Below are 20,700 nucleotides of genomic sequence, written 5' to 3' on the forward strand. Positions count from 1 at the left end.
ATCCCTACTTTCCACGTCTAAAACTTCGTGACGTTGTACTCTTACTGTTTCTAAAGCTAGCATTTTTTCCACTTGTGCTTGATCTCGCATAAGTGCTTTTATTGGCTGTTTTGCTAGCAAATCGATTGGCACTGGTTTGTGCGCTTTTGCTCTGGCTAGAAATACTTGACGCGCCAGTTCTATTTTTGCTGTAAGTACTGGTGTATTTTTGGCCACGGCTTTGAAATGATTTTTTGGTGCGAGTATCTAAATCAGTTTGTTTACGTAGTTGATTTGGCGAACTGTAGCGCTTGCGGCCATAATCATTGTAATAACTATAATTTCGGTTACGGCCCCAATCATTATAACTCGTTCGGCGAGAGCCAAATACATCACCCATCATTGAGTACATACCGTACCAAGCCCAAAACGACATACCATTAGAACCAGTAGTCCAGTTACCATAAGACGGATTGCCAATAAGCTGTTCACCTGTGCCAAAGTCTTGTGCTTTATTGGCTGCTAGGCTTTGCTCTTTTGACATCGCATTAACGCGCGGTAAAGTGCCATCAGACATATCAGCCAAGACATTAAGCGGATCGCTTAATGCATCAGAATATAGAACGGGATCGGCTGCTTGATAAAGGTTTAATAACTCACCATAAATAGCTTGAGAACTCTCAAACATTTGTGGTTGTTTTTTTACCGTATTTAGTCGGTCAACTAAGGCAACAAACATCGGGCCTTTTGTGCCGGTATCTTTTAAAAACTCGTCAATTAAGGGTTTATAATCTGGCTTACTTTGTAGTAATCTCTCCCCGTATTGGGTAATTAAATTAGCATTACGAACTTGCCCGTTAGCAAGTGCTTGAGCAAGTAATTCAATACGTTGTTCAGTGAGTGGGATTTGTTGAGTGATTTGCCCTTTCATTGGATCTCCACAAGCGGAGAGCAATAACGTTAGCAAGAGTATCATTGATTTTAGCGGCTGCATTCCTGCCATAGTGTCCTCAAAAATGCTATGGTTATCGCTCATTAGTATCACTTCTGACATATTATGTCTATTTTTTTAAGTATATCAGTGAAATTAATTTGTTATTGGTTGTTACTTATTGTTACTTACCTTGCTCTTTTTCATTTTAGCTTTTATCGAGGATAACGTGTTTAATTCATCGTCTTTGCCATTTTCGCCATTACTTGCCAGCCAACAAGCTGATAGTTGGCTAGAGTTTTCTCAACAATATCCAAATGTTACCGATAGTTTATCACCAGAGCGTTTAGCGCTGTTTAAAAGGGCATTAGCGTTAAGTGATTTTATTTTGCGTAGTGCCATACAAGCCCCCGAGTTGCTCACTGAGCTTTTTAATAGCGAGCAGTTATTGTCGAGTGAAACACCGCAATATAGCGTGATGCTCGCTGACAGTCTTAATAAATGCTCCACAGAAGAACAACTGCAAAAGTGCCTACGATTGTTTCGTTTAAAGCAAATGGTACATATTGCTGTTGGTGATTTTTTGTTGGATATAACGCTTGATGAATCGTTAAAACGACTGTCTTCATTAGCTGATAGTTTGATTATTGCGGCTAATGCTTGGTTAACAAAGTTTTGTGAAAGCAAATGGGGTGTACCGGTCAACAGTGCTAATGAAGCCCAAAATTTACTGGTATATGGCATGGGGAAATTAGGTGGTCAAGAGCTTAACTTTTCTTCTGATATTGATTTAATTTTTGTCTACCCTGAAGCGGGAGTAACGCAAGGGCTTAGGCGAAGTATCGACAATCAATTATTTTTTACTCGCTTAGGGCAAAAATTAATTACCGCGTTAAATCAACATACCGCTGATGGTTTTGTTTATCGTGTTGATATGCGTTTACGCCCCTTTGGAGAAAGTGGGCCATTAGTTTTATCGTTTAATGCCATGGAAGATTATTATCAAGATCAAGGGCGTGATTGGGAGCGTTATGCAATGTTAAAGGCGCGCTTGGTTGGAGAAGGTAAGTATCATGACCAATTGTCTAACATGTTGCGACCTTTTGTTTATCGACGCTACATTGATTTTAGCGTTATCGACAGCCTGCGACGTATGAAAGCTATGATTGCCCAAGAGGTTAGGCGCAAGCAACTCGATAATAATATCAAGCTGGGCGCGGGTGGTATTCGCGAAGTTGAATTTATTGTGCAAGTTTTTCAAATGATCCGAGGTGGCCGTGTTAGTGATTTACAGCATCGTAACTTACTCACCGTACTGCCTTTATTGGTAACACACGATGTGCTTACACCACCGAGTGCAAAAGTGCTAACGGCTAGTTATCGATTTTTACGTCGGGTTGAAAATATTATTCAAGCGTTAAATGATCAACAAACTCAAACTTTACCTGACAATGAATTAGACCGGCAGCGCTTAGTCAACATTCTTGCTGACGAAAAGTGTACAAACTGGCCATCTTTTCTGGCACAGCTTGCTACCCATATGCAGGGCGTTCATCAACAATTTGGTGAACTTATTGGTGAGGAAAGTCCAAATCGTCAGGCGCTTGATCAATATTGGACCACCCTTTGGGATAGTGAATGGAGCGATGAGGAGGCTATTGCTTGGATTGATCAGTCTCCGCAATTGCTAGAGGCAAAAGCTGGTGTTGAGTTTTCTCACAGTGAAACTATATGGCAGGCGCTGAGAGATTTTCGTGCCGAAATGATCAAACGCAGCATGGGCAGCCGTGGCCGCCAAGTGCTAGATAAATTGATCCCAACCTTGCTGTGGCACCTTGCTGATTTAAGACTAACCGATCAGACATTAGCACGAGTATTAGGGGTGCTAAAAACTGTGGCAACACGTACTGCCTATCTGGAATTATTATTTGAGAATGAAGGGGCGTTAAAGCAATTAATTCATCTGTGTCGCAACAGTAGTTGGGTGGCAGAGCACATTGCTAAATTCCCCATATTACTTGATGAACTGATTGACCCTAAACTATTTCATCAGCCACCATTGTTATCTTCTTATGTCGCGGAACTCCGTGAAACCATGTTACGGGTACCTGAAGACGATCAAGAAGCGCAAATGATCACCTTACGTGAGTTTAAACAAGCTAAACAATTACGTATCGCCGCTGCGGATATTACGGATATTTTACCAATTACCAAAGTCAGTGATCATTTAACCGCATTGGCAGAAGCACTAGTCGAAGAAGTAGCCAACTTAGCATGGCAACAAATGGCGCTGCGTTTTGGTGTGCCAACCAGTAAATTAGATGGCCAAGACAAAGGTTTTGCTGTTATTGGTTATGGAAAGTTAGGCGGGATTGAACTCGGTTATAGCTCTGATTTAGATTTAGTGTTTGTCCATGATGCTGATTTAGCAGAAATGACCTCAGGAGAAAAATCGATTTCTGCTGGACAATTTTACTTAAAGCTTGCTCAACGTATGATGCACTTATTTAATACTCGTATGGCAAACGGTATTTTATATGAACTCGACATGCGACTAAGGCCTTCGGGCAATGCCGGTCTTTTAATGGTGCACATTGATACCTTTGCTCATTACCAGTCCAGTGACGCTTGGACTTGGGAGCATCAAGCGTTAGTCCGCACCAGAGTCATTTATGGTCACGCTAGATTAGCCGACAGGTTTAAAGAGATTAAACGCAATATTTTAATGAGGACTCGTGATAAAAAAGTGCTACGTGAAGATGTGATAAAAATGCGTAATAAAATGCGCCAGCACTTGGATAAGTCATCAAAAACTGAAGTCGATATTAAGCAGGGGCGAGGTGGTTTAGTCGATATTGAATTTCTTGTACAATATTTGGTTTTAGCACACAGTGCTCAGCATCCCAATTTGAGCGATTATTCAGACAACATTAATCTACTTGAGTATTTAGCGAACATAGGCGTTATAACAAAACAACAACAGCAGGCATTAGTGGATAATTACTGCAAGTTACGTGACATCAGCCACCATGCAACCCTACAAAACAGCGCAGCTATGATCCCCGCTACTGAATTTACCGCTGAGTATAGTCAAGTTATGAGACTGGTTGAACAGTTATTGCAGTAGCCAATGAAAATAGCTTTGTGATATTAGTTACGCCTGTTCGGTAACAGCAGGCATTCTTTCTCCAAGTAAGCCGTGCCATACTCGATTACAACAATGGTACGTTGCTGATAACAAAAGTAAATTGCAAGGCCACTTTCAAAGTGGCCTTGAATAGCTTTGCCGACTTTATAGGAGGTAGTGACAATATCTTTATTAATTCTAAAGGCATTTTTAACGACAAAGTCACGATTAAGCCACCAAATTACTTGTAGATTATTATCTCCAGCATACTCTGATAATTTGCCAAATAAGGTTTCGCCAAGACGAAATGGATGGTTATCAGTTTCGCCGATCCAATTTTTTGGTAAGGGTCGAGTGATTAAGCCTCGTGCGGTTAATATTTTCTCTAAATCACCTTTTGGCTCTGGTAAATAGACAATGTTATTACGAATTTGCGGACCATCTCCAGTCATGTCACCACGTATGCTAGCATAATAGTTAGAAAGCCCATCAGCAGCAGCATTGGTACTTTGTTCAGCATCAAGGGTTTCTTCTTGTGCTAAGGACTCAGCTTGTTCTGCTTGATCAGTGTCAACCGTTGTGGCGACAGCTTCATCAGCTGGCTCTTGGCTAGCGGAAAACAAGGGCTCTTTGTTGAGCAATAATGCTGATGCTAAGCCAATTAGGATCAAACCTAAAATAATACTTCGTAACCAAAATTTCATAAATTACTTAAAATTAAATTCATATTTTCCTGACACAATAGCTAATTTTAGCTATTTATACAATGACGGATCATCTTCATTCGGGCGAGTTTTAAAGCGGCGGTGCAACCACATATATTGTTCAGGTTTCACCATGATTGCTTTTTCTAACTCTTGATTTATTCTTAATACATCTGCTGTGTCATCACCGGTAGGGAAATTCTCCAGCATAGGCTTTATCTCTAAGGTGTAACCACTACCGTCATCATTACGAGTTGGGATTAACACATGTGTTTGGCAATTTTTTTGCCGAGCAAATATTAATGTACCTGTGGTTGAGGCGGCTTCTGGTACCGCGAAAAAGGGCACAAAAACACTGCGACTGCGACCATAATCTTGATCAGGCAAGTAAATACAGGCTTCGCCCTCTTTTAGTGCTCGAAGTAAGCCTTTTACATCACGTTTGCCCAGCATATATTTGTTTGAACGACCACGACCACGAAATTGGAAGTATTCCATTAGCTGATTGTTGTGTGGCCGGTAAAATACCACCATAGGATGACCTGAACCAATGCCACGACAATTTATTTCAACACTTAAATAATGCATGGTGAGTAATAGTATACCTTTACCTTGCTTTTGTGCCGCTTTAATATGCTCAAGGCCAATAATTTTTGTGTGACGTTTTACCCGCCAATTTGGCCACCACCAACCCATACCAGTCTCCAATAGCGCAATACCTGTATTTTCAAAATTACGTTTGAGCATAATTTGGCGTTCGTCATCTGACATCTTAGGAAAACAAAGCTCTAAATTTCGTAAGGCAACTTTTTTGCGGCTTGAGCCTATTTTGTATAGTAAGCGGCCAATCATTTTTCCGAGAAAAAGCTGAAACCGATAAGGTAACCAAGAGATAGTGTAAAGAATAAATACCCCAATCCAAGTTGGCCAATATTTAGGTAACAGAAAAGATATTTTAAAATTTGGTTGTAAAACTTTGTTTTTACTCACAGGATGATTTCAACTCATTGAATTGCTTGTGTTACAATATCGCTTATTATATCTGTTATAGGGTACAGGATGAAAGTAGATATTCCCGCTTTTGAAAAAGCACGTGTTTTAGTCGTTGGTGATATCATGTTAGATCGCTATTGGTCTGGTCCAACACAACGTATTTCACCCGAGGCACCTGTGCCGATTGTTAAAATACTTCAAGACGAAGATCGCCCAGGAGGCGCAGCCAACGTCGCTTTGAATATTGCGTCACTAAATGGCCAGGTTACTTTACTGGGTATTACCGGCCAAGATGAAGCGTCGACGACATTGCAAACTCAGTTGTCAGCAATGAATATAAATTGTCAACTTATTCAATCGCAAGCTCACCCAACGATCACCAAATTGCGTATTTTAAGTCGTAATCAACAATTATTACGCTTAGATTTTGAAGAATCATTTGCTGAACTTGATAAACAGCCGCTAATTGAGCAAACCCAAGCCTTAATTGCTCAGCATGATCTTTTGCTGTTGTCAGATTATAACAAAGGCACCTTGTCAGAAGTTCAAGCTCTGATCAAAGTGGCGAAAGCACAAAACATTCCGGTGTTAGTTGACCCAAAAGGCAGTGATTTTTCACGCTATCGCGGTGCTACGTTAATTACACCTAATCTTGCAGAATTTGAAGCGGTAGTTGGACACTGTAAAAGTGAGGCCGATATCGTCAGTAAAGGCCAAGCATTACTTAAAGCATTAGATTTAACAGCCATGCTAGTCACTCGAAGTGAGCAAGGTATGACCTTGTTACGGCATAATCAAGAAGAATTTCATTTACCCACGCAAGCGAAAGAAGTTTATGACGTAACTGGTGCGGGAGATACCGTTATTGCAACACTTGCCCTTGCGATAGCCGCCAAAGCTGAATTTACCCAAGCCAGTGCTTTAGCGAATATTGCGGCCGGCATTGTTGTGGGTAAACTAGGTACCTCGACCGTAAGCGAAGCTGAATTAAGTGCAGAATTATCATCGGGTCAAGAAAGTGGTTTTGGTGTGATGTCTGAAGAACAGTTAAAAATTGCTGTTGAATTAGCGCAAGCACGTGGCGAAAGTATTGTGATGACCAATGGTTGTTTTGACATTCTTCATGCCGGTCATGTTTCTTATTTGACCACGGCCAACACCCTAGGTAGCCGCCTAATTGTTGCGGTAAATGATGACGCTTCTGTGACGCGACTAAAAGGCCCAGGTCGTCCTGTTAATCCGGTGGATCGCCGAATGGCGGTATTAGCAGGTCTAGGCGCGGTTGATTGGGTAGTCCCCTTTAGTGAAGATACCCCGCAACGCTTAATTGCCAATATATTACCTAACACCTTAGTTAAAGGTGGCGATTATAAAGTTGCCGATATTGCTGGGGGCAAGGAAGTTATTGCGGCGGGTGGCGAAGTGAAAGTACTTAATTTTGAAGATGGTATTTCGACAACTAAAATTATTAACGCAATAAAACAAGAAAATTAGTCAGGTGAATTTTCTTGTTGCATCGTGGTTCTTTCACATCGATATAGATAAATGTACTAATGTCCTGAAGCCATAAATGGCTAAGAACGGCCAAGTGAACACGACATTACTGACTTAGATACAAGTACTTAGTTTTTATGTTCAGGACAAAAAAATGACTGTTTGTCCTGAACATAAAAAAGCAGCATTAATTTATTTTTTTTCAACTCTTAAGCTAAGGGTTTTATTGAGCGGCGATTAAACCTTGGTTGATGTCGGCTAAATCTTGCTCGGTAATGGTTCCGCCAGCCCGCTTTAAGGCTAATACATTTTGAATGTAATTATATCGCGTTGACGATAAATTACGCTTGGCGTTATATAAGTTCCTCGTACTGTTTAAGACATCAACAATTGTACGCGTCCCTACTTCAAAACCTGCTTCAGTCGCTTTTAATGCACTTTGTGCACTCACCACGGCTTGCTCTAATGACTTAATAGCTGATACTGCAGTAATAACGGTATTATAGGCATTACGGGTGTTACGCACTACGTTACGATGCGTTTGTTCCATATTCTGGCTTGCCGCAACATAATTGCTTTGCGCTTGACGAACACTGCTTGATATTGCGCCACCTGAATAAATGGGCACATATAAAGACACACCAATTGAGTGGCTGTCTAGTGCGGGGTTATTAAAGTTGAGACTATTGACTTCATTATCTTGTTCGCGGCTACCATAACTGCCATTTAAGCTTAACCTTGGGTAATGTCCTGATTTTGCGATGTTGATATTTTCTTTAGCAATATCAATATTTATTCTTTCTGCAATCAGTTCTAAGTTTTTCGCTTCTGCAGTTTGCTGCCATTCGTTGGCGCTGTCTGGGTATGGGCGAGAAGTACTAAAGCGTTTAGTATTTAAAATGTTCAAATCACGGGGATAAACATTGGTAATAACACGTAATGCTTCTTCGGCATTAAACACTTGGTTTTCTGCTCTAATTTCGCTGGTTACGGCGTTGTCATACTGAGCCTGAGCTTCATGAACATCAGTAATAGCGGTTAAGCCAACAGAAAATCTTTGTTTTGTTTGTTCTAGCTGACGTTCAATCGCGGCTTTTTCTGCTTTTGAGAATTCCAAATCATCTTTTGAACTCAGCACCTGAAAGTAGGCTTGTGTTACGCGCACAATTAAATCTTGTTTCGCTAACTGGTATGACACATCACTTTGGTGCGCAACTTTCTTGGCATTATCAAGTTTTAACCAAGTACTATGATTATATAACTCCATATCTAAGTTAATACCATAACTCGTAGTGTCACTTTTATTAGTCAGGAGCACACCTGAAGATTGTCCAGTATCAGAGGTAGGAATAAACTCATTCTCGCTTTCTGTATAGCTTGCTGAACCGTACACCTGTGGCAATAAGACTGAGCGAGCTTGTTCAATACCTTCTTCTGTTGCTAAATATTGCGCGTGGGCTCGAAGAACAACCGGGTCACTAGCTTGGGCTTGTTGGTATACTGACAGTAAATCTTCGGCACTAGCTAAAGAGCTACTTGTAGCGCAGGCAAGGCCAATAAATAATGCGGTTATTGTTTTTTTCATCTTGAAGAGGTTCCTATAATAATGAACTGGTTATTATTTTTATAACTACAACTATAACTATAACTATGTTATCGCGAATAAAGAATTAGCTAAATAAAATAAGTGTTTAGGAAAGTATTCTAGTGTAACAAAATGTTAAGTGCTAGGGTATCGGGAAATTGCCGCACAGCAGAAGAGAAAACTAACGATGAGTATAACTAAAGATGCTTTATTACGCTTTAATTTAACCGACGTAGAGGTGATTAAAAAATCAAGAAAATACCAAGGTTTTTTTGCGCTTGATGAGTATCAACTTCGCCATAAAATGTATGCTGGCGGCTATAGTAAAGTATTAACAAGAGAGGTTTTTGAGCGCGGTGATGCGGTTGCTTTATTACCCTATGATCCGATAACTGATTGCATAGTATTAATTGAACAATTTCGCCCAGGGGCATTACGCAGTAAAACAGGACCTTGGCAATTAGAACTTATTGCAGGTATGTTTTCAGAGAATGAAGTGGCATTAGACGTTGCGATACGAGAAGCAAAAGAAGAAGCTAACTTGGATGTGGAGCCTGAAAAAGTGATTAAAGTGATGGATTACCTTTCAAGCTCAGGCGGTATGAGCGAGTGCATTCATCTTTATTGTGCCGGTGTTGATAGTGAGCATATTTCAGGTGTTCATGGTTTAGAGACAGAAGGTGAAGATATTTTAGTGCATGTTGTTACGCGCCAAGACGCTGAAAAGTTACTTGCAGAGGGAAAGATAGCTAATGCTGCGACTATTATTGCGTTACAATGGCTAGCTCTAAATCTTGATAAGCTCAAAGCTAGCTGGAAATAAATGTCAGTTGTTGTAAAAAAGTATCGCCCTCATTTACCCACATTAATGACCTTGTTTGAAGTTAATTACATGTTATTGCTGCGCGTACTTGCTGATAAAGAACAGGTAGGCGAACAACGCTGTTTTTTTATCTCTGATTTTTTGAGTTACCGGGTAAGAGTTGACGAAGTCACCAAATACACAACGTTACTGACGATTAATCAAGAAGCCAATATTCACGGTTATAATTTAACCGCGTTATTTCGCCCGAAAATGGTGATTCGCTTATATCATGACGCTCGCATGGCTGAGGTGATCAGTAATCAAGATGTACAGCAAATTAAGCCACGTTATGATTACCCTAATAACAACATGCATTTACCTGATGAAAAACAGCAAACTAACTATTTCTTAAAAGAATGGTTACAGTTGTGTTTGCAATTAGGCCAAGTGCAGATCAATCTCAATATCCTAAAAAATTCCTAAATTAATGTTAGAGAAAGTAAAGTGAAAGCGCTTAATGTCAGATAAAACAATGTCCAACAGCTTAAGGTTAAAAAAACTGACCTTAGCGCAAATTAGTGATAGCCACTTATTTGCTGATCGCACAGGCCTGCATCACCAGGCTAATGTTTACCAGAACTTAACCAATGTACTGTTGGCCATCAAAAATCAGCCCTCAATTGATGCAATTATATTTACGGGTGATTTAACACAAGATCACACATTAGGGTCTTATCAGCTCTTTGTCAGCGCATTTGAAGCATGTGAAATTATCACCCCAGTTTATTATATTGCCGGTAATCATGACGAGCCAAGGTTGTTATCACGTTATTTGTCACACGCCCCTTTTTGTCAAAACAGTATAATTGAAAATGATGATTGGCAAGTGCTATTGTTGGAAACTAAAAGTGCAACACCTGCTGGCGAGATCAGCAAAGCACAGTTTGATAGTGTGGGTGGCGTTATTGATCCGACTAAAGCTCAATTGTTATTAATGCATCATCATCCAGTTGATGTTGGTTATTTTATTGATAAACATGGCTTAATAAACCAAGCAGACTTTCAACAGTTTTTAACTGACTACCCTTCGATAAAAGCCGTAGGTTGTGGCCATATTCATCAAGCATTAACCTTGTCTATGGTGTTGGAACAAAGCACAGTCAATTTATATAGTTGTCCGGCAACATCGATTCAATTTGACATTAATTCAGTGACAGCTAAATCAAATGGCCAACCGCCAGGCTATCGACTATTTACCTTGGCTAGTCATGGTGAATTTACCAGTACAGTACATTTTGTTTAACTTAATGAGAGGAAACAAATTATTATGATTAATATGTTATACATTCATGGTTTTAACTCATCACCTCAGTCAATGAAAGCTCAGATCACGCGGGATTTTTTTGCTAAAAACTACCCGGAAATAAACTTTCACTGTCCACAAATAGCCTCTTCACCCGATACCGCTATGGCACAACTTGAGGCTATTGTTGCCCTTGAACCTCGTTCGACTTGGTTATTAATAGGCTCGTCTTTAGGTGGTTATTTTGCCACTTATTTAGCTGAAAAATATCAAATGAAAGCGGTACTAATTAACCCTGCGGTTAAGCCATTTGAATTAATGAAAGCTTATCTAGGTGAGCAGGTAAATCCTTACACGCACGAGTGCTATCAAGTTAAAGAGCAACATATCGTTGAATTGAAAGCGCTTGAACAGGAAAATATTTCTAACAATAATTACTTGGTCATGGTACAAACCGGTGATGAAGTGTTAAATTACCAACAAGCTGTTGAAAAATACTGCCAATGCCAACTGGCAATAGTGCAAGGGGGAGATCATAGTTTTATTGATTATGAAAATACCTTGCCTAACATAGCGTTATTTTTCAACTTACCCCTAATATTAGCCTAATTATCAGAACCTATAAATGAGCGAACAATATAATTCCGACTCCATTGAGGTCCTAAGTGGCCTTGACCCGGTGCGCCATCGTCCTGGCATGTATACCGACACTACTCGTCCTAATCATTTAGGCCAAGAAGTTATCGATAACTCTGTCGATGAAGCATTAGCTAAGCATGCACAAAATATTACCGTCATTCTTGATAAAGACCAATCATTAGAAGTGATTGATGACGGTCGAGGTATGCCGATTGATATTCATCCAGAAGAAGGTGTGTCAGGGGTAGAACTTATTTTTTGTAAGCTACATGCCGGTGGTAAATTTTCTAATAAAAACTATCAGTTTTCTGGTGGTTTACATGGTGTGGGTATCTCCGTTGTCAACGCCTTATCTACCCGTGTAGACGTGTCGGTTAGGCGTGATGGTAAAGTCTACGAAATGGCTTTTGAAAGTGGCTATAAAGTCGAAGAGTTAAGAGAAACTGGCACCGTGGGTCGTCGTAATACAGGCACCCGAGTGAAATTTTGGCCTGACGCCAGTTATTTTGATTCTGCCAAGTTTTCAGCACGTAGGTTAGTACATTTATTAAAAGCTAAAGCCGTACTTTGTCCCGGATTGATCATAAAATTTCATGATAAAAATGAAGATAATAAATATCAATGGTGTTATGAAGACGGTTTAGTTGACTACTTAAAAGAGTCAGTTAAAGGTTACCCAAGCTTACCAGAAGAGCCTTTTGTTGGCAGTTTCACCTCACAACATGAAACCGCGGAATGGGCGATAACCTGGTTACCAGAAGGTGGTGAGTCAATTGGCGAAAGCTATGTTAACTTAATTCCTACGGTGCAAGGTGGTACGCATGTTAATGGTATGCGCCAAGGCTTATTAGAGTCAATGCGTGAGTTTTGTGAATTTAGAAGCCTACTGCCACGTGGTGTTAAGTTAACGCCAGATGATATTTGGGACAAGTGTTGTTATATCCTGTCGGTGAAAATGGAAGACCCACAATTTGCCGGACAAACTAAAGAGCGACTCTCTTCACGCCAATGTGCTGCATTTGTTACTGGCGTAGTAAAAGATTCGTTTAGTTTATGGTTAAACGAGCATACTAGTATTGCGGAAACATTAGCTGAATTTTGTATTTTTAATGCTCAACGTCGTTTACGTGCTGGCAAAAAAATCATTCGGAAAAAAGTCACTCAAGGGCCGGCTTTACCGGGTAAGTTAACCGACTGTGGTAGCCAAGATATTTTGCGTACAGAGCTATTTCTGGTCGAGGGCGACTCAGCTGGAGGTAGTGCAAAACAAGCCAGAGACCGTGAAGTTCAAGCTATCATGCCGCTACGTGGTAAAATTTTAAATACCTGGGAAGTTGACTCAGGACAAATCTTAGCCTCGGAAGAAGTGCATAACATTTCTGTGGCTTTAGGTATTGACCCTGATAGCGATGATTTATCAGGATTGCGCTACGGTAAAATTTGTATTCTTGCCGATGCCGACTCTGATGGTTTACATATCGCTACTTTGCTTTGTGCGTTATTTACACAACATTTTTTACCTTTGGTTCAAGCTGGTCATGTTTATGTAGCTATGCCTCCGTTATATCGTGTTGATGTTGGTAAAGAAGTGTTTTACGCTTTGGATGAAGCAGAAAAAGATGGTATTTTGGATCGAATTGAAGCAGAGAAAAAACGTGGTAAAGTTAATGTACAGCGATTCAAAGGTCTAGGTGAAATGAATCCGTTACAATTACGTGAAACCACCATGGACCCCAATACGCGCCGCTTAGTACAGTTAACCGTTGATGATCATAGTGAAACCATGGAATTGATGGACATGTTGCTCTCTAAAAAGCGGGCCGGTGATCGCAAAGTTTGGTTACAATCTAAAGGTGATCTGGTTGAATTAGATTGATTTCCCAACGGATTAATCAAAAAAGTTGAGTTGATTAATTTACGATATTAATAAATACCCTTTGCCGTAAGCTAAGGGTTATCCTTAAGGTTGGCAACATAGGCGAACACAGTAGATTTTTTGCGTTAAGTAATCAGCTACCCGATAACGGTTACCAATGTGCTATAGCCTTAAGTTAAGGTTACAACAACGAGTTTGATGTAAGATAATGATATGGTTACCTTATTGATGACCTAGATGGCAATGAAATAGCAGAAAGTGACTGGGAAATGGCAAGTGACTGAAAATAGCTTGAAAATAACCTTAGTGATATATGGCTTGTTTTTTTTAGCATAATAAATAATAGCTTATGATTTATCTAAATTCGTTTTATACTATTAATTGTATATTATCACATGGATTGTTGGAGCACAGATCTGTTGAGACGTTTGGTAAAGTTGACTATTCAAAATAGTGGCCTAATTTTCTTTGTTCTTTTATCGATATCTTGTAAATTAAATGCTTTACAACCTTTAACTGAGAGCGATTTTAATACGCTTTTGTTACATGCTGAACAGCTTAATAACAGTGATCCTAAAGCTGCATTAGTTCTATTAAATAGACATAAAACCGAGCTAAACACCCAACCTATCACCAACCAAGTAAATTACTATCGCATTCAATCCGCAGCATATACCGATCAAGCGTTGTACAGTCTAAGTGAGGCATCGTCAGAGCAGGGCTTAAAACTTGCCAAACAAATGAATAACCCTAGCATATTTATTGCAGATCTCGCTTACACTAAAGGTTTTGCGATCGAAAACTTGGGTGATCTGGGAGGGGCTTTTTTACTTTATCAAAACGGCTTAGACGTTGCACGCTCGATGAATAATCAGAAATTAATTGCGCGCGGTCTGATTAACACTGGTGCGATCTTGTATTTACAGCAAGATTACAAACAGTCATTAATTACGCTTAATCAAGCCTTAGCACTGGCAAATGCTATTGGCGATGATGCACTTTTAGGTGAAATTAACAATGAACTGGGTCTTTTATATGGTCATTTAGGTGAAAAAAATCAAGCCCATGACTATTTTCAACAGGCGTATCAATATTATAAAACTGCAGATAAACATAACTATGCTCTTAAAAGTTTGCATAATGTGGCTAATAACCACACTAACCAAAAGAATTTTGAGCAAGCTATTAAAGTTTATCGCGTGTTAGAAAGCGAAATTGAGCCCAATAGCAGTCATCAGTTTATCGCTAATGTTTATAGAGAGTTAGCTTGGGCGTTACTCAACAAGAAAGATGCTGAGACCGAAAGTGCTTATCAATATATTCTCCTTGCGGGTGAATATATTGAAGATGTAGAACAACATTTAGTCAAACTTCAATACCTTATAAATAAAGCTTATATTTTAGAAAAAATGGCGCGTTATCAAGAAGCATTAGTCAGCCTTGAGCGAGCTAAAATATTGCTTGAGCGTAAAACTAGCAATATTTATGACACTAGTGAGCTAAAAATCCTCTTTTTAAGCGCTAAATTGCATTATGCTTTAGGCCATTACAATCAAGCATATGAAATTCAAACTCAATATTTTACTCGGTCTATAACCGGCGAGCAGGCACGGGAAACGACTGAAGTCGATGAGTTAATGTTGCAATATGAAAGTGAAACGGCTCAACGACATAATAATATTTTAGAGAAAAAACAGCGCATACAGCACTTACAACTTCAGAAAATGACACTTGACGTCAATAGCCGTAAGGCATACGTTGGCATATTAGCACTTTGTACTTTGTTATTAGCTTGGTGCTTATATTACGTTATCAAAGAGCAAAGGAACTTAATTAACGCCACTCGAACTGATAGTTTAACGGGTGTCGTTAACCGAGGTAGATTACTTGAGTTAGGTGAAGAATACTTTATAACTGCTCAAAACCAACAACAAGCCTTTAGTGTTTATATGATTGATATCGATTTATTCAAAAAAATCAATGACCAATTTGGTCATGTTATTGGTGACAAAGCACTAAAAGAAATTGCTATTCAAGGTCAAAATCTAATGCGATCGAGTGATGTTTTTGGCCGCTTTGACGGTGAAGAATTTATTGCATTATTGCCAAATACTGGAAATGATGAAGCATTGGAAGTCGCACAGCGACTTCAAGAAAATATTGAACAAGCAAAATGGCAAACTCAGCAAATCAAACAATTAACGGTAAGTATTGGTGTAGCGACATTTGAGCAAGGTAATTATGCCAACTTTTCGGCTTTGTTAAAAGTAGCTGACGAAGAATTGTTAAAAGTCAAACAATCTGGCAGTAATACAGTGAGTTACTATGAATAAATATTCGTGGCTAACTTTTCGGCTTTGTTAAAAGTAGCTGACGAAGAATTGTTAAAAGTCAAACAATCTGGCAGTAATACAGTGAGTTACTATGAATAAATATTCGTGGCTAACAGGCCTTGCTTTATATTTGTTGATGATCTTCATCAGTACGGCTGCGAATGCTGATGAAATTATTGGACAGCAAGAGGTATTTAATCAACTTAATAGCCTCTATGCTAAACAGCAAAGAGCCGTTGTTTTTTTAGCGGTTAATAGCGAAATATTATCGCTTAACAGCTTGAGTGTGCATGACAAAGTGGCAGCCCAAGTTAAATTATTAGCTTGGGAAAAATTTTCTCTACCATTAAATGTCGCTGAGCAATATTTATTGTATGTTGTGCGTGCCAATATTGTTGATGTTGCAGGACAAGAATATAAAGTTATTAATTGGCTCAATAAAGCACTTAAACTTGAGCCTTTATTGGCTGAAAAACAACTCGACTCACCTTTATTCTCCAGTGTTTACCTGACCCTTGCAAACATTTATGCAAGCCAAGGTGAAGATAAGCAAGCCTTTGATAGTAAAAAACAGTATATGAAAAAGTATTTTTCCCATTTGAAACAGCAGAAAGAATACCGTGTTAAACGTTTAAATGAAAAATACCATGTTGAAAAAAAGCATGAAGAAAATGAGCTACTGACACAAAACAGTCAAATACAGTATTTTGCGCTGGCTCGTGCTGAATCTGAACGTAGTCAACAGCATCGTAATATTGCCATTTTTATTGCCGTAGGAAGTCTTTTCATTTTACTACTTTTACGACAATTTAAAATCCGTCAAGCCTTAAAGTTACTGGCAAAAACTGATAGTTTAACGCGATTGCCTAATCGTCGTTCATTCTTCAGTCACGGTGCTAGTTTGATGACCCAAGCATTAACCGCTAATAAAACACTCAGTATTTTAATCTTAGATATAGATAATTTAAAAAATATAAACGACAACTTTGGTTATGAAGCCGGCGACAGCGTTATTGCTCATGTTGGTGAATTAGCCGGTGAAACTATGCGTTCTCGAGACTTTCTGGCACGTATTGGTGGTGAAGAGTTTGCCGCTATTTTACCAGAAGCTACAATTGCACAAGCGCGTGCGATTGCAGAGCACATACGTGAGAAAATTCAAGCTAATATCAGTAAAAATAAAAACAATAGTATTCAGGTTACTGTCAGTATAGGTATTGCCAGCATCGCTGATGTGAGAGAAAGTTTTGATAGTTTTTTACATGCGGCTGATTTAGCTATGTATCAAGCAAAGGCTAATGGTCACAATCAAGTTTGTAGCTATTCTATAGAAAGAAAAGAAAGAAAAGAAAGCAAAGAAAATTAAGATTAATCACTGTTGAACGATATTTATCGTCTAAAAGTGTTCTTTCCACTAGTATAATCAGCTAAGCTACCCCAGAACAACCATAATAAAAGTAACGCTTAATAATTCGGCATTAAGTGAGCTTTTTAGGAAAATATTTTAATGTCAGATGTTCTCGACTTTAGTTTAGATGGTATTGAACAACGCCCTCTAAGACAATTCACTGAAGAAGCTTATTTAAATTACTCGATGTATGTCATTATGGATCGTGCATTACCTCATATTGGTGATGGCTTAAAACCGGTGCAACGACGTATTGTTTATGCCATGTCAGAACTTGGTTTATCTGCATCAGCAAAATATAAAAAATCTGCTCGTACTGTCGGTGATGTACTAGGTAAATTTCATCCCCATGGCGATTCTGCCTGTTACGAAGCTATGGTGTTAATGGCACAGCCATTTTCATACCGTTACCCATTAGTTGACGGACAAGGAAATTGGGGCGCTCCTGACGATCCAAAGTCATTTGCCGCCATGCGTTATACTGAAGCTCGTTTATCACGCTTTAGTGAAGTTTTACTGGCCGAATTGGGCCAAGGTACTGTTGATTGGTCGCCTAATTTTGATGGCACCATGCAAGAGCCTAAAACCTTACCTGCACGTCTACCACATATTTTACTCAACGGTATTACCGGCATTGCTGTCGGTATGGCAACAGACATTCCCCCGCACAATGCTAGGGAAGTAGCGAACGCCTGTATCCATTTAATTGAGCAACCGAAAGCTGAATTAGCCGATCTACTCGATATTATTCATGGGCCAGATTATCCAACTGATGCTGAAATCATTACGCCTAAAGCTGATATTGAAAAAATTTATCAAACCGGTCGTGGTAGCATTAAAATGCGTGCTGTCTATGAGCAGTTACATGGTGATGTGGTTATTACCGCATTACCACATCAGGCTTCTGGTGGAAAAATATTAGAACAAATTGCTAATCAAATGCAGGCAAAAAAACTACCAATGGTGGTTGATTTACGTGATGAATCAGATCATGAGAACCCGATCCGTTTAGTGATTGTCCCCCGTTCAAATCGTGTCGATATTGAACAGCTGATGCAGCACTTATTTGCTACCACAGATTTAGAAAAAAACTTTCGTGTAAATTTAAACATGATTGGTTTGAACAACAAACCCGCGGTTAAAGATATTAGAACCATATTAAGCGAGTGGTTAGAATATCGACGTGAAACTGTGCGTCGTCGTTTGCAATATAGATTAGATAAAGTATTAGCGCGTTTGCATTTGTTAGATGGCTTATTAATCGCATATCTTAATATTGATGAAGTTATTGAAATTATAAGAGGTTTTGACAAGCCTAAAGCAGAGCTAATGTCACGCTTTGAACTGTCAGAACGCCAAGCCGAATCGATATTAGAAATTAAACTTCGCCAACTGGCTAAGCTTGAAGAAATTAGGATTCGTGCCGAACAAGATGAGTTGAACATAGAACGCGAATACCTTGAAAAAATACTTAGTTCCAAAGTTCGCATGAACACCTTGATGAAGAAAGAAATTCTAGAAGCAGCTGAAACATACGGTGATGATCGCCGCTCTGTTATTGTTGAGCGACAAGAGGCAAAAGCCCTATCTGAAAAAGATCTTATGCCGAGTGAGCCCGTGACTGTTGTGGTTTCGCAAAAAGGTTGGGCACGTTGTGCAAAAGGGCACGACATTGATGGACAAGCATTAAGTTACAAGTCAGGTGATGAATACTTATGCTTAGCAAAAGGGCGTAGTAATCGTCCTGTGGTGTTTTTTGATTCCGCAGGTAGGGCTTACGCCACTGATGCTCATAGTCTACCCTCAGCACGTAGCCAAGGAGAGCCACTAACCGGACGCTTTAATCTGACGAGTGGTGAAAATTTTGAAAAAGTATTGATGGCTGATGACCAATGTCGTTACTTACTCAGTAGTGATGCCGGTTACGGTTTTGTGGCTAGCTTTGCCGATATGGTCAGTCGTAATAAAAATGGTAAAGCATTATTAACTTTGTCTGTGGCGGCGAAAGTAATGACGCCACAAGTTATTAGTAGTTTAGAGACAGAATTAGTGCTTTCAATTACCTCAGAAGGACGCATGCTGGTTTTTCCAATCAAAGATTTACCTATTTTGAGCAAAGGTAAGGGTAATAAAATAATTAATATCCCTACTGCAAGAGCCAAAACACGTGATGAATATGTAACCTTGCTCGAAGTGTTACCACCCAATAGTGCCATTACCTTGCATGCTGGTAAGCGCAAGTTAACGTTAAAAGTGAGTGACATTGAACATTATAAAGGTGAACGTGGCCGTCGAGGTAATAAGCTACCTAGAGGTTTACAACGAGTTGATCATATCGTTATAGAGCAACAAAGCTCAGATATAGAGCCTGAAATCTCAGAAAGTTAACACTTGTGATTTAGCACAAAAAAAAGCCTTAAGATTAAATGTCTTAGGGCTTTTTTATGTTCACGACGAGCGGTATGCTGCGATCACATGGATGTGAAATAGCAGTGATGCTCAGGACGAGTGATCAGTTTTTTACCTGACAAAAACTAAGTACCTACATCTATGTTGGCAATACTACGAACTTGTGGCTGTTCCTAGCCATCCACCTTAGATTGTACTTGGTGTGCGGTTACTTGTTGAATTAGCGTCGAAAGTTGCGTGATTTTTTTATTTGATAATTGCCGATAATCAAAATAAGGACAAATAATAATGCCTAAATCGATATTAATGGCGAAATCATGACTCAGCCATATGCAGCTATCACAAAACCCTAGTTGTTCAGCGTAACCTTTGCCTAATATTATGTGTATTTTTTGAATGGGCTTAGCGCTGAGTAAATCAGCCCCTAAAAAGTCAGCCTTTGATAAATCAGGTACTGAAAAAAGTAAGCAATGATCACTTTCTGCCTGTAATAGCACGCTGTCTCTTAAGTTTTGCCAGCTAGTAAATTGTTCTGGTGATATTTCAAATAACAACTTAGCGTAGACATTAAAAATTTTTCGCCAATGGTTACCAGTTTCACGAGCAATATGGGCAATTTCATCCACTACTAACGCTTTAACATTAGTCAGGCTTTGATAGTGTGCTAATGGAGGGCAGTTTCTTATATAGAAAATAATATTGGCGTCAAGAGTACCTAAACCAACAGCTTTATCTTGCATTTTTACCCATTTTATTCGTTAGGTCACCCATTATTTACGTAGAAAAAGTGGCCAAATATAAGACGTTTATTTAATAATTAGTAGAATGGATAACAAATTTAGTGAAATTGGTGTTATTTTTCCTAATAAAAATCCAATAAAAAACCCGGTACAATCCGGGCTTTTAATTGTTTATATTAGCAATACTAAGCTTAATTAAAACTCTTTCAACATATTTTCCAAAGAATCATCAAACGCTTTTAATTCTTTTTCCAGTTGAAATTTTTCTTTCAGTTGTTCAATTTCACGCCACTTTCTTTTTTTATTTTTACTTGTACTCGATTTAGGCTGTTTGCCTAAAGAGCCCAATACTTGTTGAAAATTTCCCATGGTAT

Annotated in this window: 16 protein-coding genes; 10 read left to right on the top strand and 6 right to left on the bottom strand. The window is 39.1% G+C overall.

What is annotated here, in order from left to right; genetic code table 11:
- Window positions 1-4: 4 nt before the first annotated feature.
- Window positions 5-1,015, bottom strand: coding sequence for a hypothetical protein (locus H4J46_RS11050; protein WP_404851784.1), 1,011 nt, complete (start codon window positions 1,013-1,015; stop codon window positions 5-7).
- A gap of 124 nt (window positions 1,016-1,139) precedes the next feature.
- Between H4J46_RS11050 and glnE the strand changes: the two genes are divergently transcribed.
- Complete coding sequence (glnE, locus tag H4J46_RS11055; RefSeq protein WP_182233543.1) at window positions 1,140-4,037, top strand: bifunctional [glutamate--ammonia ligase]-adenylyl-L-tyrosine phosphorylase/[glutamate--ammonia-ligase] adenylyltransferase; 2,898 nt, start codon at window positions 1,140-1,142, stop codon at window positions 4,035-4,037.
- Between the two features lie 23 nt (window positions 4,038-4,060).
- Here the strand turns inward: glnE and H4J46_RS11060 are convergent, their stop codons facing one another.
- Together H4J46_RS11060 and lpxL are read right to left on the bottom strand one after the other, a co-directional pair.
- On the bottom strand, window positions 4,061-4,741 hold the full coding sequence (locus H4J46_RS11060; RefSeq protein WP_182233544.1) for a TcpQ domain-containing protein: 681 nt from the start codon (window positions 4,739-4,741) through the stop codon (window positions 4,061-4,063).
- 51 nt (window positions 4,742-4,792) lie between these two features.
- A complete protein-coding gene (gene lpxL, locus H4J46_RS11065; RefSeq protein ID WP_182233545.1) occupies window positions 4,793-5,731 on the bottom strand; it encodes an LpxL/LpxP family Kdo(2)-lipid IV(A) lauroyl/palmitoleoyl acyltransferase in 939 nt (312 codons plus the stop codon).
- Between the two features lie 69 nt (window positions 5,732-5,800).
- On the opposite strand from lpxL, the gene hldE reads away from it, so the two are divergent.
- Window positions 5,801-7,228, top strand: coding sequence for a bifunctional D-glycero-beta-D-manno-heptose-7-phosphate kinase/D-glycero-beta-D-manno-heptose 1-phosphate adenylyltransferase HldE (gene hldE / locus H4J46_RS11070; protein WP_182233546.1), 1,428 nt, complete (start codon window positions 5,801-5,803; stop codon window positions 7,226-7,228).
- A 223-nt stretch (window positions 7,229-7,451) separates the two neighbouring features.
- Here hldE and tolC read toward each other — a convergent pair whose 3' ends face one another.
- Window positions 7,452-8,813 (bottom strand): outer membrane channel protein TolC, encoded by a 1,362-nt coding sequence (tolC, locus tag H4J46_RS11075; RefSeq protein ID WP_182233547.1) that lies wholly within the window; start codon window positions 8,811-8,813, stop codon window positions 7,452-7,454.
- Window positions 8,814-9,000: 187 nt separating this feature from the next.
- Here tolC and H4J46_RS11080 point away from each other — a divergent pair, with 187 nt between their 5' ends.
- From H4J46_RS11080 to parC, 8 genes are all read left to right on the top strand, one after another.
- On the top strand, window positions 9,001-9,636 hold the full coding sequence (locus H4J46_RS11080) for an NUDIX domain-containing protein (RefSeq protein ID WP_182233548.1): 636 nt from the start codon (window positions 9,001-9,003) through the stop codon (window positions 9,634-9,636).
- Complete coding sequence (locus H4J46_RS11085; protein ID WP_182233549.1) at window positions 9,637-10,101, top strand: DUF1249 domain-containing protein; 465 nt, start codon at window positions 9,637-9,639, stop codon at window positions 10,099-10,101. It begins immediately after the preceding gene.
- 34 nt (window positions 10,102-10,135) lie between these two features.
- On the top strand, window positions 10,136-10,921 hold the full coding sequence (locus H4J46_RS11090) for a metallophosphoesterase (RefSeq protein ID WP_182233550.1): 786 nt from the start codon (window positions 10,136-10,138) through the stop codon (window positions 10,919-10,921).
- Between the two features lie 24 nt (window positions 10,922-10,945).
- Complete coding sequence (locus tag H4J46_RS11095; RefSeq protein ID WP_182233551.1) at window positions 10,946-11,530, top strand: YqiA/YcfP family alpha/beta fold hydrolase; 585 nt, start codon at window positions 10,946-10,948, stop codon at window positions 11,528-11,530.
- A gap of 16 nt (window positions 11,531-11,546) precedes the next feature.
- Entirely contained in the window at window positions 11,547-13,436 is a 1,890-nt protein-coding gene (gene parE / locus H4J46_RS11100; RefSeq protein WP_182233552.1) for a DNA topoisomerase IV subunit B, read from the top strand.
- A 419-nt stretch (window positions 13,437-13,855) separates the two neighbouring features.
- Entirely contained in the window at window positions 13,856-15,769 is a 1,914-nt protein-coding gene (locus H4J46_RS11105; protein ID WP_182233553.1) for a tetratricopeptide repeat-containing diguanylate cyclase, read from the top strand.
- A gap of 91 nt (window positions 15,770-15,860) precedes the next feature.
- Window positions 15,861-17,135 carry a GGDEF domain-containing protein gene (locus H4J46_RS11110; RefSeq protein ID WP_182233554.1) on the top strand — a complete coding sequence of 425 codons (1,275 nt, stop codon included), beginning with the start codon at window positions 15,861-15,863 and terminating at the stop codon, window positions 17,133-17,135.
- A gap of 141 nt (window positions 17,136-17,276) precedes the next feature.
- On the top strand, window positions 17,277-19,565 hold the full coding sequence (gene parC / locus H4J46_RS11115; RefSeq protein ID WP_182233555.1) for a DNA topoisomerase IV subunit A: 2,289 nt from the start codon (window positions 17,277-17,279) through the stop codon (window positions 19,563-19,565).
- A gap of 194 nt (window positions 19,566-19,759) precedes the next feature.
- Here parC and H4J46_RS11120 read toward each other — a convergent pair whose 3' ends face one another.
- Both H4J46_RS11120 and H4J46_RS11125 read right to left on the bottom strand, forming a co-directional pair.
- A complete protein-coding gene (locus H4J46_RS11120) occupies window positions 19,760-20,326 on the bottom strand; it encodes a DUF6942 family protein (protein WP_182233556.1) in 567 nt (188 codons plus the stop codon).
- 195 nt (window positions 20,327-20,521) lie between these two features.
- Complete coding sequence (locus H4J46_RS11125; protein WP_182233557.1) at window positions 20,522-20,695, bottom strand: DUF3545 family protein; 174 nt, start codon at window positions 20,693-20,695, stop codon at window positions 20,522-20,524.
- Window positions 20,696-20,700 lie beyond the last annotated feature (5 nt).

This window comes from Colwellia sp. MB02u-6 (assembly GCF_014077095.1).
Taxonomy (GTDB): Bacteria; Pseudomonadota; Gammaproteobacteria; order Enterobacterales; family Alteromonadaceae; genus Cognaticolwellia.